General features: G+C 36.0%; 13 protein-coding genes. 6 read left to right on the top strand and 7 right to left on the bottom strand.

What is annotated here, in order from left to right:
* Positions 1-217: 217 nt before the first annotated feature.
* The 7 genes from H8911_RS09450 to H8911_RS09420 are packed head-to-tail and all read right to left on the bottom strand — an operon-like array spanning position 218 to position 5989.
* A complete protein-coding gene (locus tag H8911_RS09450; protein ID WP_186999469.1) occupies positions 218-424 on the bottom strand; it encodes a hypothetical protein in 207 nt (68 codons plus the stop codon).
* Between the two features lie 9 nt (positions 425-433).
* Positions 434-712 (bottom strand): hypothetical protein, encoded by a 279-nt coding sequence (locus H8911_RS09445; protein ID WP_186999468.1) that lies wholly within the window; start codon positions 710-712, stop codon positions 434-436.
* On the bottom strand, positions 709-2433 hold the full coding sequence (locus tag H8911_RS09440; protein WP_186999467.1) for a DUF5696 domain-containing protein: 1725 nt from the start codon (positions 2431-2433) through the stop codon (positions 709-711). Before H8911_RS09440 ends, H8911_RS09445 begins: the two co-directional genes overlap by 4 nt.
* 46 nt (positions 2434-2479) lie before the next feature.
* The gene (locus tag H8911_RS09435) at positions 2480-3778 is read right to left on the bottom strand and encodes an alpha-amylase family glycosyl hydrolase (RefSeq protein WP_186999466.1); all 1299 of its coding nucleotides are present in this window, start codon (positions 3776-3778) and stop codon (positions 2480-2482) included.
* A 4-nt stretch (positions 3779-3782) separates the two neighbouring features.
* Positions 3783-4268, bottom strand: coding sequence for a Cys-tRNA(Pro) deacylase (ybaK, locus tag H8911_RS09430; RefSeq protein WP_186999465.1), 486 nt, complete (start codon positions 4266-4268; stop codon positions 3783-3785).
* Positions 4265-4813 carry an ANTAR domain-containing response regulator gene (locus tag H8911_RS09425; RefSeq protein WP_117923638.1) on the bottom strand — a complete coding sequence of 183 codons (549 nt, stop codon included), beginning with the start codon at positions 4811-4813 and terminating at the stop codon, positions 4265-4267. Before H8911_RS09425 ends, ybaK begins: the two co-directional genes overlap by 4 nt.
* Positions 4814-4819: 6 nt before the next feature.
* Positions 4820-5989, bottom strand: a complete 1170-nt coding sequence (locus tag H8911_RS09420; RefSeq protein WP_186999464.1) for a glutamine synthetase family protein — start codon at positions 5987-5989, stop codon at positions 4820-4822.
* Between the two features lie 189 nt (positions 5990-6178).
* Here H8911_RS09420 and H8911_RS09415 point away from each other — a divergent pair, with 189 nt between their 5' ends.
* The 6 genes from H8911_RS09415 to H8911_RS09390 all read left to right on the top strand — a co-directional run bounded on the left by H8911_RS09415 (position 6179) and on the right by H8911_RS09390 (position 17650).
* Complete coding sequence (locus tag H8911_RS09415; RefSeq protein ID WP_117923634.1) at positions 6179-8269, top strand: glutamine synthetase III family protein; 2091 nt, start codon at positions 6179-6181, stop codon at positions 8267-8269.
* A gap of 45 nt (positions 8270-8314) precedes the next feature.
* On the top strand, positions 8315-9898 hold the full coding sequence (asnB, locus tag H8911_RS09410) for an asparagine synthase B (protein WP_186999463.1): 1584 nt from the start codon (positions 8315-8317) through the stop codon (positions 9896-9898).
* Between the two features lie 17 nt (positions 9899-9915).
* On the top strand, positions 9916-14355 hold the full coding sequence (gene gltB / locus H8911_RS09405) for a glutamate synthase large subunit (RefSeq protein ID WP_186999462.1): 4440 nt from the start codon (positions 9916-9918) through the stop codon (positions 14353-14355).
* 15 nt (positions 14356-14370) lie between these two features.
* Positions 14371-15825, top strand: a complete 1455-nt coding sequence (locus H8911_RS09400) for a glutamate synthase subunit beta (protein ID WP_186999461.1) — start codon at positions 14371-14373, stop codon at positions 15823-15825.
* A 61-nt stretch (positions 15826-15886) separates the two neighbouring features.
* Entirely contained in the window at positions 15887-16864 is a 978-nt protein-coding gene (locus H8911_RS09395; RefSeq protein WP_186999460.1) for a S1C family serine protease, read from the top strand.
* A gap of 150 nt (positions 16865-17014) precedes the next feature.
* A complete protein-coding gene (locus tag H8911_RS09390; protein WP_117923624.1) occupies positions 17015-17650 on the top strand; it encodes an ECF transporter S component in 636 nt (211 codons plus the stop codon).
* The last annotated feature ends 232 nt before the right edge of the window (positions 17651-17882 follow it).

Raw genomic sequence — 17882 nt, 5'->3', positions numbered from 1 at the left:
GGTGAATATGACCCATTTTTAGTAAATTCATAAATTTAAGTTTTCTTAACCTAATACGGAAACCCTACAATAATTTAAAGCCGGTATTTTCACATAACCCTACACTATTTTAGAGCGCCTTTAATTAGGAGCTTTTCCTGCTTTTACTCTTCCTGTTTTTTAAGACGTGCAAGACACTCTTCAACATCCTCTTCATATTCATCAAAGCTTGTATAGTCTAGAACATTACATATTTTTCAACCTTATCCGAATCCCAAATAGAATTCTTCCATTCCCTTTGAAGCGCGAATAAATAGTCTTTCTCCAAATTATAATCATATTGATTGATCCCAAAACGATTATCCGGATCATACTTTTCAGCCCACTTATCCTGCATCATCATTCGAGTGATCGCAAGTCCAATCATTTGTTTTCTACTTAACATACTTCTTACCTACTCTATTCGATCTGGAATTAACTCATCACCTTCATATTTAAAGACATATTGCTTGTTTAAATCTTTATTCTTTAATGAAAACCACACTTCTGTATCCGACTGTTGAGTTATTGAATCCACATAATATGCTTCATCCTCAATTTGGTCATTTGCACTTTCAATCAATTCCTCATCTGAATAAGGTATTGAAGTTTGAACTTCTTTAGTTTCTCTAAGTTCTGGTTGTGCCTTTGTACAGCATGTTAATAATAGTAAAACCAAAACTAATATTTTCATACAATTCTATACGTATTCTCCTTTGTATCGATTTCAACTGTGATATTATTACTAAAAGTGGTCTGTTGAATATGATCATTGATGATTTTATGTTCTACCATTTCTTCATCCTTGATTTTTTGATAAAAATCTAGAACAACATTTGCACGTTTAATTCGATCTTCTATGGATAAGCCATCAGAGCCAAAATTACCATCCACATTATCATAAGGTGCATTCCTTACCACATATGGAATACCACCATTTAATAACGCATACAACATATAGTCTTCTTGTTTTTTATCCATTGGCCAAGGCAAAATAAAACAATCATGATACACAAGATTAAATAAAGGTACTGCTATTCCCATTCTTTTCTCATTTTCTTCTTTCATCATAAATTCATAAGGACCATAATGAGAGAACACAAGTTCACGCATGGCCCAATCACTGCACTCTTCACTTGAAGGTATGATTCCTCTATTTGTCATATATTGAAAACAAGCCCTTCTATATTCCATACACTCTTTTCTTGTCATTAAATGTTCTGGATTAAAACACTCATCCATTTCATTACAAGAAAATACATCTAAGTATACACAATCCAAATTAATATGTTTTAAGATTTCAGTGTAGTTTCTTTTTACATACTTCGGTGCTAGACTTGCACACAAGTAGTTTTGTCTTCCCCCAGCCCAATTGGCATGCTCAAACACTTCACCATCCTCTAATTGAATGGCTTGGTTTTCATCATGTGTTTTAGCCGTATAGTAATAATCACGATACTGATCATGTAAGCCAAATAAATCATTTTGAGAACTTAAACTATCCTGTAAATTCTTTAAACCAGCCCATCCACCAGCTTCAATACATGCCGGCAAATAATCCGGATGACAATTGTCGTAGCCAGGATCTGCCCAACCATCCAAATGAAGATAAAGTTTGTTCGAGCCTAATTTATGAAGACTTTGAATCATCTCTTTTACCGAATCAAAAGAATGAATCACATCCTGTTGTCCATTATAAAAACGTGAATCCTTTTCCGTATGTGCCTTAATACCCGTATGTACAACAGCACACTGTTGAAGATCTGATATTTTAGAAAGTGTAACTTCTTTTTCCTTTAAAGATTTAAATAAGCCACTTTCTTTAACATACTCTCGATAAATCTTACACGCACGATTATAATCCATATTACTTTCAAAAGTATATCGAACAACACGCTTATATCGCATCTTACCTAAACTTGTTAACCATACAAATTGAAGCCTTGTCCCCTTATCATCATGATCAATTGTATATTTAGAATCCCAAGGCGTTTCATTGATTGCGATATACCCTTTTCCATTATTGGTTTGACTAAGCCAAGGCATATAGGCAGCACAACTTGTAAACTGACCATCAAAGGCAATATGACTATAATCATACTCATATCGATTGGGAATCAATAACCCTTGCATATAAGGAATAGTTGAATAGCCATCCTTGTCTTCACATACAAAACTATCTGGAAAATGAACCTCTTTAATATTTTCATCCACTTTAGGAATCCACTCAAAATAATAATGATTCGTACTATCTTCTTTCCAAATATATGTATCAAAATATTTATACGTGCTATAAATACCCTTACCTAATCCTGTTGTTCTTTCTTCTGACTTGATGAAATCATCACTAAAACTTATTTTTTGATCATCTTTCGTTACATAAAACGAATCATGATTTCGAATCCAATTTTCCATATACAAATACCTCTTCTAAATTATATCATATGAAAAAAAGTATCCATTACGATACTTTCTTTAATAATTTTACTTCATAAGGCTTGAACTCAAGTGAGTTATGAATATAAAGTTCTTCATTGGTTTCCATGTCGATGAAATTACCTTGACCATTAAAACCTAATGTTTGAACAACACTCTTCATATTCATACAAATCCATAGACATTCCTTTTCATCTTGTCTTTGATAAATACAAGCCGTATTTGTGATACCAATCTGTGTATAGTCTCCATAAGATAAAGCGGAATGATTATGTTTCAAATGGATTAACTTTTGAATGGTATCCGTTAATTCATTCCATTCAAACACTTTGATTTCCGGTCTAAGATCCGTATCATTCCAATTTTTTGTACCTTCCATACCCCATTCACTGCCATAATAAATACATGGAATACCTGGCATTGTAAATAACATGGTATAAATTAAAGGCAATTGGTTTTTATCCTCTAAAATCGACGCAACTCTTTCTACATCATGATTATCCACAAAGTTAAACAAATGCTTACCCGTATATAAACACCATGGATCTTTGCCAAATTGACGATTCAATGAATAAAGAATCTCATAGAAATTAGCTGAATTAAAGCTCGAATACAATCCTTTATAACACTCATAATTTGTGACAGAATCCAACATATTCTCATTCATCCATTGATTATAGTCACCATGTAAAGTTTCACCTAAAAGGAAGAAATCTCTATCTACATGATTGTGTAAAGTTTGTAGGAAATTTTTATCCAAACAATACGCTACATCTAATCTTAAACCATCAATTTTAAATTCTTCTTGCCAGAAATCCACTACACTTAAAATGTATTCTACTACTTGTGAATTTTGAAGATTCAACTTCACTAAGATGTCATTGCCTTCCCAATCCTGGTACCAGAAGCCATCGTTGTAGTGATTGTTTCCATTAAAATCAATATAGAACCAATCCTTATAAGGTGAATCCCACTTCTTTTCTAATACATCTTGAAACGCAAAGAAATCACGTCCCACATGATTAAATACGGCATCTAAAATAATTTGAATACCATTTTCATGGAATTGATTTACAACTTCCTTTAAGTCCTCATTGGTACCCAATCTTGTATCCAACGTTTTAAAATCCGTTGTATCATAGCCATGCGTACGACTTTCAAAAATTGGATTCAATAGTATACAGTCTATGTTTAATTTCTTTAAATGAGGAATAAAATCCTCTAATTTATGAATTCTATGTTCTAGAACATGATCATTCTCAAATGGCGCTCCACAAGCTCCAAAAGGATAGATTTGATAAAATACACTCTCATACGCCCACATAAAATTACTCCTTTGTGATATCGCCTGCTTGAACATGAATTAAATCAATCAATGTCTTTGGATCCATCTCAATCTGCATACCAATCTTACCTGCACTAAAATAGATCTTATCTTGATTTAAACAATCCATTTCAATAAACGTACGAAATTGCTTCTTCATACCTAGTGGAGAACAACCACCACGAATATAGCCCGTAATCTTATTGATGTCCTTCACATGGATCATTTCACAAGATTTGACTCCGGCTATTTTTGCGCACTTCTTTAAATCCAATTCCTTTTCAACTGGAAGCATATACACCAAGTATTCCTTTGTGTTTGCCTGTGTAACTAAAGTTTTATACACCGCTTCCACCGGCTGATGTAACATATTCGCAACATGCACACCATCTACGGGATCACCATCTTTATGTTCATACGTATGCGCTTCATATTCTACTTTATGCTGATCTAGAAAACGCATCGCATTGGTCTTTTGAATCTTTTTCATGTTTGAAACTCCTCTAATAACTCTTTAGCCACCAAGAATTTCGTCTTATTCTGCTCCATCGCTATCTTTTCAATATAGTGATGCGCCTTGTCTTCACTCCAATGATAATTTGAAATCAAAACCAACTTACAATGATCCACCATCTTCAACTCTAAATATTTCTGTTCAAGCTTACTGATCTTCTTTTCATAAAGTCGGATTCGCCTATTCACACTCATAAGAATCTGAAATGCTTCATACAACAACTGCTTCTTGATGGGATACGACAGAACTATTATACCACTATCTTTACACTGATATGAAACTTGATCATAGATTTCCTTATTGCACACCAAAAGAACTTGTGTATTTAAACTCTTCGCAAAATTTAAAAGCCCACTTGTCGTTTGCGAATATAAAATCACAACAATCTCAAAATGCGTATTTCTCAACTTATTTAATGCATCATTATATGTCTTCGAAAGTACATATTGATAATTGGCCGTATTTTTTAATAAAGCTAAGAAATTCTCATTTCCAAGTACTAATACTTTACTTGCCTCCATACGCACTTACCCAACATAAATATCCACTACATCTTTTCCTAAAACTTGTTTTAACCAATCCGAATTCAAAGCCTTTACCTTTGCCTCTTTTAAACTTTGAGGAAGCTTTCTCGTATCACTCGATACAATATCCGTACAAGGATCGGGTACCATGTTCTTTTCAATCCCCTCTAAACCGGCATAAATCAATAAGGCATATGTAAGATATATGTTACAGCTACAATCCGGGCTTCTTAACTCCATACGATTTGTCGAATGTGTAGCCGGAATACGAATCAATTGATTACGATTCTGATACGACCAAGAAATATAGCTTGGCGCCTTATCCTTCCCAAAACGCTTGTAGGAGTGTTTAGTTGGATTTAAAAAGGCTGTCATCTCTTCAATACGATTTAAAATACCCGCCATAAAAGGCATCAACAACTCTTCATGTTGATCTACACTCATATTAATATGCATCCCATTACCGGGCTGATCCTCTAAAGGTTTTGGTGAAAAGTCAGCGACTAAACCCTGCATATTCGCTAAAGCCTCTACAACCCATTTAAATGTAGCCGCATTATCCGCTGCTTGTAAAGCACTTGAATAACGAAAATCAATCTCATTTTGCCCAGGACCCATCTCATGATGCGAAACCTCTGGATCAATTCCCATTTCCGATAATGTTAAACAAATCTCACGACGAACATTTTCCCCTTTATCTAATGGTGAAATATCCATATACCCCGCACGATCCAATGGGACATAAGTATTTTCTCCATTTTCATCCTGCTTAAATAAATAGAATTCAAATTCTGAACCAAAGTTAACACTGATTCCCATTTCTTTCGCTTTATTGACCGCTTTCTTTAATATATAGCGCACATCCCTTTCAAAAGGCGTCCCATCCGGATATTTAATATCACAATACATACGAATGACACTTCCATCCATACTGCGCCATGGCAAGATACTCATAGTGTTTGGATCTGGATATAAGAATAGATCACTATGCACTTCATCTAGAAAGCCATCAATGGCACTGGCATCAAAGCTAATCCCCTCCACAAATGCCCTTTTTAATTCGGTTGGCAAAACAGAAACATTTTTCTGTGTACCATACATATCAAAATAAGAAAGACGAATAAATCGAACGTCTTGTTCTTCACAAAAATTTAATACATCATTATACGTCATACAATTCACCTCAAATAATTAATACACTATTTTCATCCTGTTTTCAAATCATTTTACATTTTTTTCATTGACAACACAAAATATCTGTTTATAATGAATGCATACATGGCAAGGACGCCAAAGAAAACATAGGTCAAACCCTAGTTTTTTTAGTGTCCTTGCCCTTTTTTTATGTAAAGGAGAGCCATTATGAAATCGATCGTAGAAGAAATTTTTGGAAGTAAAGTTTTTGATGAATCTGTTATGCGAGAAAAGCTCGCAAAAGATACATATCGCGAATTAGAAAAAACAATTCGCGATGGAAAACAGTTAAATATCAAAATCGCAAACGCGGTAGCCCACGCTATGAAAGAATGGGCCTTAGAACAAGGAGCAACACACTATACACACTGGTTCCAACCAATGACAGGAGTTACAGCTGAAAAGCATGATGGCTTCATCAATCCAGATAAAGATGGCAAAGTCATTATGGAATTTAGTGGAAAAGAATTAATCAAAGGTGAGCCAGACGCCTCAAGTTTTCCAAATGGTGGATTAAGAGCCACATTTGAAGCAAGAGGATATACAGCTTGGGATCCAACAAGCTATGCCTTTATTAAAAACGGAGTTCTTTGTATTCCAACCGCTTTCTGCTCTTACTCAGGACACGCCCTAGATAAGAAAACACCACTATTAAGAAGTATGCAGGCCATTAATAAACAAGCCTTACGTATTGTGAAATTATTTGGCAATGACGATGTTCAAACCATTAAAACAACCGTCGGACCTGAACAAGAATATTTCTTAGTTGACCAGAAATATTATGAACAAAGAAAAGACTTGATCTATACAGGACGTACATTATTTGGTGCACCATGCCCTAAAGGACAAGAATTGGAAGATCATTATTTTGGAACAATCAAAAGTCGTGTTCAAGAATTTATGTCCGATTTAAATAAAGAGTTATGGAAACTTGGCATCTTGGCAAAAACTGAACACAATGAAGTAGCACCTGCTCAACATGAATTAGCCCCAATCTTTACAACGACAAATATCGCAACAGACCACAACCAATTGACAATGGAATTGATTCAAAGAGTTGCGAAAAAACATGGATTGGTTGCCCTACTTCATGAAAAACCATTTGAAGGAATCAACGGAAGTGGTAAACACAATAACTGGTCTTTATCTACGGATACAGGAATCAACTTATTAGAACCAGGCGATACACCTCATGAAAACGCACAATTTTTAGTCTTCTTAGCTACTATTATTAAAGCTGTAGATGAACACCAAGACTTACTACGATTAAGCGTAGCCACTGCAGGTAACGATCATAGACTAGGTGCTAATGAAGCGCCTCCAGCTATTATCTCTATTTTCTTAGGTGATGAATTAACTGCTGTATTAAAGGCCATTGAAGAAGACAAACCATATGATGGAAAAGAAAAAGAATTGATGAAGATTGGAGCAACCGTTCTTCCTAAATTCCCTAAAGATTCAACCGACCGTAACCGTACTTCTCCATTCGCATTTACAGGAAACAAATTCGAATTCAGAATGCCCGGATCTAACTCAAGTATTGCCGGATGCAATATTGTGTTAAATACAGTCATTGCGGATGAAATCGAAAAATTTGCGGACATTCTTGAAGCTAGCGATGATTTTGACACTACATTACATGCTTTGATCAAAGATACTATCAAAAACCACAAGCGCATTATCTTCAATGGCAACGGATATGATGATTCTTGGGTTAAAGAAGCAGAGTCTAGAGGCTTATTAAACTTAAAGACAACGCCAGATGCCCTTCCATACTTCAAAACCGAAGAAAACATTGCCCTATTTGAAAGACAAAAAGTTTTATCTAAAGAAGAAGTGGAATCAAGATATGAGATTTTAATGGATGAATACGAAAAACAAATCAACATTGAAGCATTGACCATGTTAGACATCGCGAAAAAAGACATTTTACCAGCCGCAAGTAAGTTCTCTAAAGAATTGACAGATACCATCGCAAATAAAAAGGCAATCGGTATCGACTTAACCTATGAACTTGAAACAGCTAAAAAAGTCAGTGAATATTTAACCGAAGCTTACCAAGCTATGATGACACTTGAAAACGATGTTAAAAAACTACATGAAATTGATGATTTTGAAAAATCAGCCTTCTATGTAAGAGACTTCATTATCCAAGACATGGCCGCCTTAAGAAAACCATGCGACGAACTTGAAGTCATTACTTCTAATAGAGATTGGCCATTTCCAACATATGGAAAATTATTATTCGGAATTCAATAAACCGGCATACGCCCGGTTTTTCCGTCTATAAAGGAGATGTAATTTATGTGTACAATTATTGGATATAAATCATTAAAAGTAGATAAAGAATCCATTCATCAAGCATTACTTGCGACATATACAAGAGGTCCAGACGACGAAAGAATTCAAGAAGTCGGATGCGGCTATATAGGCTTTCAAAGACTATCCATCATGGGACTAAGTCCTCTTGGCATGCAGCCATTTAAAAGAAATGGAAATTATGTCGTATGTAACGGTGAGATCTATGGCTTTCGAGCCATCAAAGATGAACTTGAAAAAAACGGCTATACATTTGTCTCACAAAGCGACTGTGAAATTCTTCTACCACTCTATGAAAAATACGGCTTAGATATGTTTAAAAAATTAGACGCTGAATACGCCTGCATTATTTATGATGCCAAGAAAAACGATTTTATTGCCGCCAGAGACCCAATCGGAATCCGTCCATTATTTTATGGCTATGATCAAAATCATAATATTGTCTTTGCCTCTGAAGCCAAAAACCTAGTTTCCATTGTCGAACAAATCTTTCCATTCCCTCCAGGACACTATTATGCCGATGGCAAATTCACTTGTTACTTAGACATTACTAAAGTTGATGAAGTAATCACTTCAGATCTAGAAACAATCTGTTCCAATATTCACGATAAATTAGTGGAGGGTGTCAAGAAAAGATTGGATGCCGATGCCCCACTAGGATTCTTATTGAGTGGAGGATTAGATTCAAGTCTAGTTTGTGCCATCAGTCAAAAATTACTCAATAAACCCATTGAAACCTATGCGATTGGAATGGAAGAAGATGCAATCGATTTAAAATATGCCAAAGAAGTCGCTAACTTTATTGGCTCTAACCACCATGAAATCATTATTAATAAAGAAGATGTCTTAAATGCTATCAAATCCGTCATTCAAACTTTGGCTACTTTTGACATCACAACCATTCGCGCCAGCATTGGAATGTATCTCATCTGTAAAGCCATTCATGAACAAAGTAACATTCGCGTATTACTAACTGGAGAAATCAGTGATGAATTGTTTGGCTACAAATATACAGATTTTGCCCCAAGCGCCCAAGAATTCCAACAAGAAAGTGTTAAACGAGTACATGAACTATATATGTACGATGTATTAAGAGCCGATCGCTGTATTTCCACAAACTCCATTGAAGCCCGTGTTCCCTTTGGCGATTTAGATTTTGTCAAATACGTTATGGCTATAGATCCAAAAAAGAAAATGAATACGTACAATAAAGGAAAATATTTACTTCGTCATGCGTTTGAAAAAGACGAAATTCTTCCTTACGATATTTTAATGCGAGAAAAAGCCGCCTTCTCCGATGCGGTCGGTCACTCATTAAGTGATGATATTAAAGAATATGCCGAAAAGCAGTATACAGATGCTGAATTTGAAGAAAAAATCAAACAATATAAATACTGTACTCCATTCACAAAAGAGTCTCTATTATATCGTGAAATTTTTGAATCTTACTACCCTGAACAGGCAGGCATGATCAAAGATTTCTGGATGCCAAATAAAAACTGGCAAGGATGTAACGTCAACGATCCGAGTGCTCGTTATTTATCAAACTATGGAGACAGTGGAAAATAGAAAGGATTGTGTAAATTATGAATTATGAAATCGAACACGATGCCTGCGGTATTGGTACCGTAGTTCAAATCGATGGCAAACAAAGCTATGATGTCTTAGACAAAGCATTGCACATTGTAGAAAAACTAGAACACCGCGCTGGTAAAGATGCCAGTGGTAAAGTGGGTGATGGAGTTGGTATTCTCCTTCAAATCAGTGATGACTTTTTTCGCAACACATTAAAGAAAGACAACATCAAACTACCCGAACACTATGGTGTCGGTATGTTTTTCTTGCCAAGAAATAAACTGCTTTTAAACCAACACAAAAAAATGTTTGAAAAACTTGTCGAACAAGAAGGATGCACATTCATCACTTGGCGAAAAGTTCCATGTGATGATTCCATCCTCGGCCAAAAAGCCAAAGATTGTATGCCTAGCATTTACCAAGCCTTTGTCCAAGGCGATACAGATCTAGAACAAAAGCTATATGTGATTCGACGCGAATTTGAAAAGAGTTGTAAAGAAACCTATGTGGCCTCATTAAGCAGTCGTACCATTGTTTATAAAGGTATGTTTCTCGTTTCTCAATTAAGAAAATTCTATTTTGATTTACAAGATGAAAACTATAAGTCTGCGATTGCGATCGTACACTCACGTTTTTCTACCAATACAACACCATCATGGCAAAGAGCGCATCCAAACCGCTATATTGCCCACAACGGTGAAATCAATACCATCCGTGCCAACGTCAATAAGATGTTAGCACGTGAAGAAAGTATGCATTCAAAATTCTTGGATGAAAATTCAAGTAAGATCTTACCCATCATCAATACTTCGGGTTCCGATTCTGCCATGTTAGATAACGCCCTAGAATTCTTAGTCATGAATGGCATGCCACTTGAAAAAGCCGTTATGATCTTGATTCCAGAACCATGGAAACACCAAACCATGGATCAAAAGAAGAAAGATTTCTACCATTACTATGCCACAATGATGGAACCATGGGATGGTCCAGCCGCTATTTTATTTAGTGATGGGCAAAAAGTCGGAGCTGTACTTGACCGTAATGGACTTCGACCAAGTCGTTACTACCTAACAAGCGACAACATGTTGATTTTATCAAGTGAAGTTGGTGTATTGGATATTGATGAAAAGAAAATCGTAAAAAAATCAAGACTTGAACCCGGTAAAATGCTACTTGTGGATACCAAGAAAAAGAAATTGATTGAAGACTATGATCTTAAAAATGAATATGCCTCTTCAAATCCATATGGAGAATGGTTAGATAACCACTTATTATACCTGAAGGATCTACCAGCTCCTGATAAAAAAACACACATCCACTCGCAACATGAAAGAGATATTCTTTATAAAGTCTTCGGCTATACCTATGAAGATGTAAAAGATATTATTTTACCAATGGCCCGCGTAAAAATTGAACCAACAAGTGCGATGGGTACCGATATTCCTTTGGCAATTTATTCCCAAAATCATTTAAGTTTATTCCATTACTTTAAACAACTCTTCGCCCAAGTAACCAACCCACCAATTGATTCTTTACGTGAAGAAGTTGTCACAGATACAACCATCTATATTGGTAGTGATGGAAACCTGCTCCAAGATAAATCCGGCAACTGTACCGTCTTAGAGGTCAATAATCCCATTCTAACATCACGCGATATGGATAAGATTCGTCAATTAAATCAGACAGGATTTAAAAATGAAACGATTTCTCTATTATTCTATCGTGGCACATCGTTAAAAGAAGCATTAGAAAACTTATTTATTGAATGTGATAAAGCCTATCGAAATGGCGCCAATATTTTGATTCTTTCCGATAAAGGTGTCGATGAAGGTCACATGGCCATTCCAAGTCTTTTAGCTGTGTCTGCCTTAGAACAACACTTAGTTAAGACGAAAAAGAAAACCGATGTATCCATCATTCTAGAAAGTGGTGAACCAAGAGATGTTCATCAATTCGCAACGATTTTAGGTTATGGTGCAACTGCCATCTATCCATATTTAGCACATGAATGTATTGAAGAAATGATTCAATTGAATATGTTAGATAAAGAAGTAAATATTGCGATTGATGATTATAACGAAGCCATTTTAAAAGGTATTGTTAAGATTGCCGCAAAAATGGGTATTTCAACGCTTCAATCGTATCAAGGCGCTCAAATCTTTGAAGCCATTGGCATCTCTAAAGAAGTTATCGATACCTACTTCACAAACACTATTAGTGAAGTGGAGGGCATCACTTTAGAAGATATTGAAAAAGATTTGATCTATCATCATGATCGTGCTTATGATCCATTAGGACTTACAACCGATACAAGTCTAGATTCCATTGGATTCCATAAACTTAGAAAAGGTGATGGAAAAGAGGATCACTTATATTCTCCTGAAACCATTGTGAAACTTCAAAGAGCTACACAAACCAATAACTACGATTTATTTAAAGAATATTCCAGTGAATTGAATTCAAATAATCAAAAACATCATTTAAGGAGTCAATTGCACTTTAAAAAGACAAGAAATTCAATCCCATTATCGGAAGTGGAAAGCGAATACGAAATCGTAAAACGCTTTAAGACAGGTGCCATGAGCTATGGTTCTATCTCTGAAGAAGCCCATACATGTATGGCCATCGCCATGAATCGATTGGGTGGTAAATCCAATTCAGGTGAAGGTGGTGAAAAACCAGAACGTTTAGGTACAGAAAAGAATTCCGCTATTAAGCAAGTGGCGAGCGGTCGTTTTGGCGTCACCGAAGAATATTTAGTCAGTGCCAAAGAAATCCAGATCAAAATGGCACAGGGTGCAAAACCAGGTGAAGGTGGACACTTGCCAGGCAAAAAAGTCTATCCATGGATTGCGAAAACTCGATATTCAACGCCAGGTGTATCTTTAATTTCCCCTCCTCCTCACCACGACATCTATTCCATTGAAGATTTAGCTCAATTGATCTACGACTTAAAAAATGCCAATCCAAAAGCTCGAATTAGTGTTAAGCTTGTCTCCGAAGCGGGTGTTGGTACGATTGCATCTGGTGTTGCCAAAGCCGGAGCTACCGTCGTCTTAATTTCTGGCTATGATGGAGGAACAGGTGCGGCTTCCCAAAGTAGTATTCACCACGCGGGTCTTCCATGGGAATTAGGTTTGGCCCAAGCCCACCAAAACTTAGTCGAGAACGGTTTAAGAAGTCGTGTTTTAATTGAAACCGACGGAAAATTAATGACCGGAAAAGATGTAGCCATTGCCTGCTTATTAGGCGCTGAAGAATTTGGCTTTGCGACTGCACCACTTGTTACTATGGGATGTATGATGATGCGTGTATGTAATCTAGATACTTGTCCTTTTGGTGTGGCTACACAGAACCAAAAATTAAGAAAGCGTTTCAAAGGAAAGCCAGAATATGTCATGAATTTCATGCTGTTTATTGCGCGTGAATTAAGAGAAATTATGGCTGATCTTGGCTACCACACAATCAATGAAATGGTGGGTCATACGGACAATCTAGAAGTGAATGAAGATGCGAATATGGATTACTCTAACATTTTAATGACACCTTACAATATTCATTATGAGCCAAAAGATACATACGATTTTGAACTTGAAAAAACGGTAGATATGAAAATATTACTTCCTAAGTTTGAGCCTTATTTCAATGAGAAAAAACCTCATGCGGAAACAATCTCCATTTCAAGTACAGATCGTACAGTCGGAACTATTTTATCCAGTGTAGTCACAAAACAATTTAATAACACTCTACAAGACGATACATATACTGTTCATTGTAACGGTGGTGCAGGACAATCTTTTGGTGCTTTTGTACAAAAAGGAATCACTTTAGATGTTCATGGCGATGCGAATGACTACTTTGGCAAGGGCTTATCTGGTGGTAAGTTGATCATTCAACCTAAAAAAGAAGCGACTTTCAAGCCAAATGAAAACGTCATTATTGGTAATGTGGCCTTGTATGGTGCTACTAGTGGTGAAGCCTATATTCGTGGTATGGCCGGTGAACGTTTTGCGGTACGTAACTCAGGAGCAAGTGCTGTAGTCGAAGGTGTTGGAGATCATGGCCTTGAATATATGACAGGCGGTACTGTTGTGATTTTAGGTCAAACTGGTAAAAACTTAGCAGCGGGCATGTCTGGTGGTATTGCGTATATTTATGATCCTAACCATGATTTATATACACGTTTAAATAAACAATTAGTCAATACGTATGAAGTGAGTGGTAAAGCGAATATTGAAACATTAACGCAATTATTAAAGAATCACTACAAATATACAAATTCAGATGTTGCCCAAAAGATTTTATCAAATCTTGATCATGAATTATCCAACTTTAAAAAGATCGTACCTAAAGATTATGAAAAGATCACAACATTGATTCAAGAATTAAAGGCCAAAGGCTATCATGATGATGAAGCCAGTCTAATGGCTTTTGAACAAGTACATGCTTAGAAAGGATGAAAGATTATGGGAAAACCAACAGGATTTTTAGAATATGAAAGACAAGAAAACGAGGCCATCCAACCTCTTTCTCGTATCACAAACTTTAATGAATTTCATCCTTTTTTAGATGAAGAAACAAGACGTAAACAAGGTGCACGCTGCATGAATTGTGGCGTTCCCTTTTGTCAGTCAGCTATTAAGTTAAAAAACATGGTGACAGGCTGCCCATTACATAACTTAATTCCAGAATGGAATGATGAAATCTATAATGGCAACGATAAAAGAGCGTTATCAAGATTATTAAAAACCAATCCATTCCCTGAATTTACCGGTCGCGTATGCCCTGCTCTTTGCGAAAAAGCTTGTTTGAATGGTTTAGACCAAGAACCAGTCACAATCAAAGAAAATGAATTGTATACGATTGAAACAGCCTATACTAACAAATCGATGGCACCTTATGTTCCTAGTGTGCGCTCCGATAAAAAGGTCGCCATCATTGGTTCAGGGCCTGCAGGACTTGCGCTTGCTCACGATTTAAATCGAAGAGGCCATTCTGTGACAGTCTTTGAAAAAGAAGATCGTATTGGTGGTTTATTGATGTATGGCATTCCAAATATGAAGCTTGAAAAGAAAGTCATTCAAAGAAGATTCGAAATACTTTTGGAAGAAGGAATCATCTTTAAAACCAATGTGAATGTAGGTAAAGACATCACCAAAAAGGAATTGGAAAAAGAATATGATGCGATTGTCTTTGCGACTGGATCTAAAAAGGCTCGTGATCTAAATGTAAAGAATCGTGATTGTAATGGCATTTATTTTGCAGTGGACTACCTTACTAAGGCTACGAAACATTTGTTGGATAACACAGAAGAAATTTCTGCCAAATATAAACATGTCGTGATTGTCGGTGGTGGAGATACTGGAAATGATTGTGTTGGTACAAGCATTCGTCAGGGTTGTGCAAGTGTTGTTCAAATTGAAATGATGCCTAAAGCACCCGATGAAAGACTTCAAAGTAATCCTTGGCCCGAATGGCCAAAGATCTGTAAGACAGATTATGGTCAAGAAGAAGCGATTGCCGTCTTTAAAAAGGATCCTCGCATCTACGAAACAACAATTAAGGAATGTATTTTAGATGAAAAGCAAAATCTGAAACAGATCAAGACAGTAAAAGTCCACTTTAACAATGGTAAACTTGAAGAAGTAAAGGGTTCCGAACAAATTTTAGACTGTGATTTATTATTGATTGCGGCTGGTTTTATTGGTGTTGAAGATGATTTAAAGAAGAATTTTAAATTGGAAACTTCACAAAGAAATACGATTGTGACACAACCAAATTCTTATCAAGTCAAAGACAAATACTTTACAGCTGGAGATTGTCATAGAGGTCAATCCTTAGTTGTATGGGCTATTCACGAAGGTAAAGAGTGTGCTAAAGAAGTGGATACGTATTTAATGGGTTACACAAATATGGAATAATTTAAAGTTCATTTAAGCTTATTGCGATATCCTTGTATTGTAAATAAGGAGGTACAAGGACATGAAAAATGAAATGCCAAAAATTCCAAATTCTAATCATAAATTATTAAAGAAAGGTACAAAGCTTGTATTGAGTGCGGCCACATTTGGTGTAGTTGCGGCCGGAAGTTTTCAAGGTGTCAACTATGTGGTTGATAACTATAATAAACAAGATACAACACTTCAAAGTACAAATGTTGTGAAAACTTCAAGTTCAACGACTTCAAACGTGAGTGCAGTCGCTCAAAATTGTATGCCTAGTATTGTATCGATTACCAATGTTTCGGTATCAGATGTACAAAATTATTTTAGTATGTATGGAAATAACTCAAGAAGCAATCCGTTTACGCAACAAGAAAGTACAAGTGTCGGTAGTGGTGTTATCATTAATAAAAAGTATGGTGAAATCGATATTTTGACAAACTATCACGTCATTGAAGGTGCAACTACACTTACTTGTACATTAGCGGATAATACAAATGTTGAAGCCACAGTAAAAGGTGTAGATGCTGATCGTGACTTAGCTGTGATATCGATTAAGACAAGTGATTTAAGTGAAGATACTTTAAAACAAATTGCGATTGCGACAATTGGAGATAGTGACAAACTACAAGTCGGTGAACAAGTCGTTGCGATTGGTAATGCGTTAGGTTATGGTCAAAGTGTTACAACAGGTATTGTATCGGCTACAAATCGTAGTGTTTCAACAAGTTCAGATACAGACAAATCACAATCGTATATTCAAACCGATGCAGCTATTAACCCAGGAAACTCGGGTGGAGCATTATTGAATATGAGTGGTGAATTGATTGGCATCAACTCAGCCAAATTAAGTGATACGAATGTAGAAGGTATGGGCTATGCGATTGCGATCAGCGATGTCAAAGATTCAATCAATACTATGCTTGAAGGAAAAGATGTAAGTAAGTCATCAAATCAATCTTCTTATTATAACAATGATGCGGATGATTATTCTTCTCCATTTGATTTTTGGAACTAAAACAGGGACTTGATTCCTGTTTTTTTTTGTTGTAAACTATTGAAGATGTTTTTTTGTGGATATGGATCTAAGGACCATAATCTATGTATGAAGATATCAATTCGATTAGTTACATCGTATTCTTAAAAAGAAACGAAAGTAGGAGGAAATATGAACAAATCAAAACTATCAGTACGCCAGATGTGCTTGTTGGCTTTATTTTTAGCCATCGAAATCATCATGTATTTAACACCAATTGGATACTTACGTATCAACGCATTAAGTGTTACATTAATGCACGTGCCTGTAATTATCTTGGCTAGTACAATGGGACCTACAGCCGGTGCTTTCTTAGGATTCATATTTGGTTGTACTTCCGTAATTGGAGCTACAATGACACCTGGAATCACAAGCTTTGTCTTCTCTCCATTTATCACAGTTGGTGGTATTTCTGGTAACTTCTTTAGTTTAGTTATAGCTTTAGTACCACGTATTTTATTGGGTGTGATTGCTGGTTATGTATTTAAATTTGCGAAAAAATACGCAAAGAATACTCCAGTCGCTGCAGGTATTGCAGCTGCTGTTGCGACAGTATCCCACACAATCATGGTATTAGGATTGATTGTTATCTTATTCGGTCCTCAATACTCACAAGCTTTAGGCATTAGCCAAGCTGCATTGAACGGTGTTATGGCTGGTGTCATTGGAACAAATATGATTCCTGAAGTCATCGTAGCTGTTGTTTCAAACATGGCTTTAGCGACTGCATTAAGTTCAAGATACGTTGGAATTGCTCAACAAGCATAGTCAATGAATAGTGTAACTTTGGTTGCACTATTTTTTTTATATATAGCTCCTCTTTTGCAAATGGGTGGTAAGTGACAAATTATTACAGGCAGTGCTATAATTAGAACGCTTGTAGAAAGGCAAGCTCTTGAAGAGCTTCATGAGGTGAATAATCATCAAGAGGAACTTGGCGGTTCTGGTTATTCATCTCGTGAAACTCCGAACCGCCAAACACAAATGAATAAAAAAGAAC

Source organism: Holdemanella hominis, from assembly GCF_014306155.1.
Taxonomy (GTDB): domain Bacteria; phylum Bacillota_I; class Bacilli_A; order Erysipelotrichales; family Erysipelotrichaceae; genus Holdemanella; species Holdemanella hominis.
This window is presented reverse-complemented; position numbering and strand designations above follow the sequence as displayed.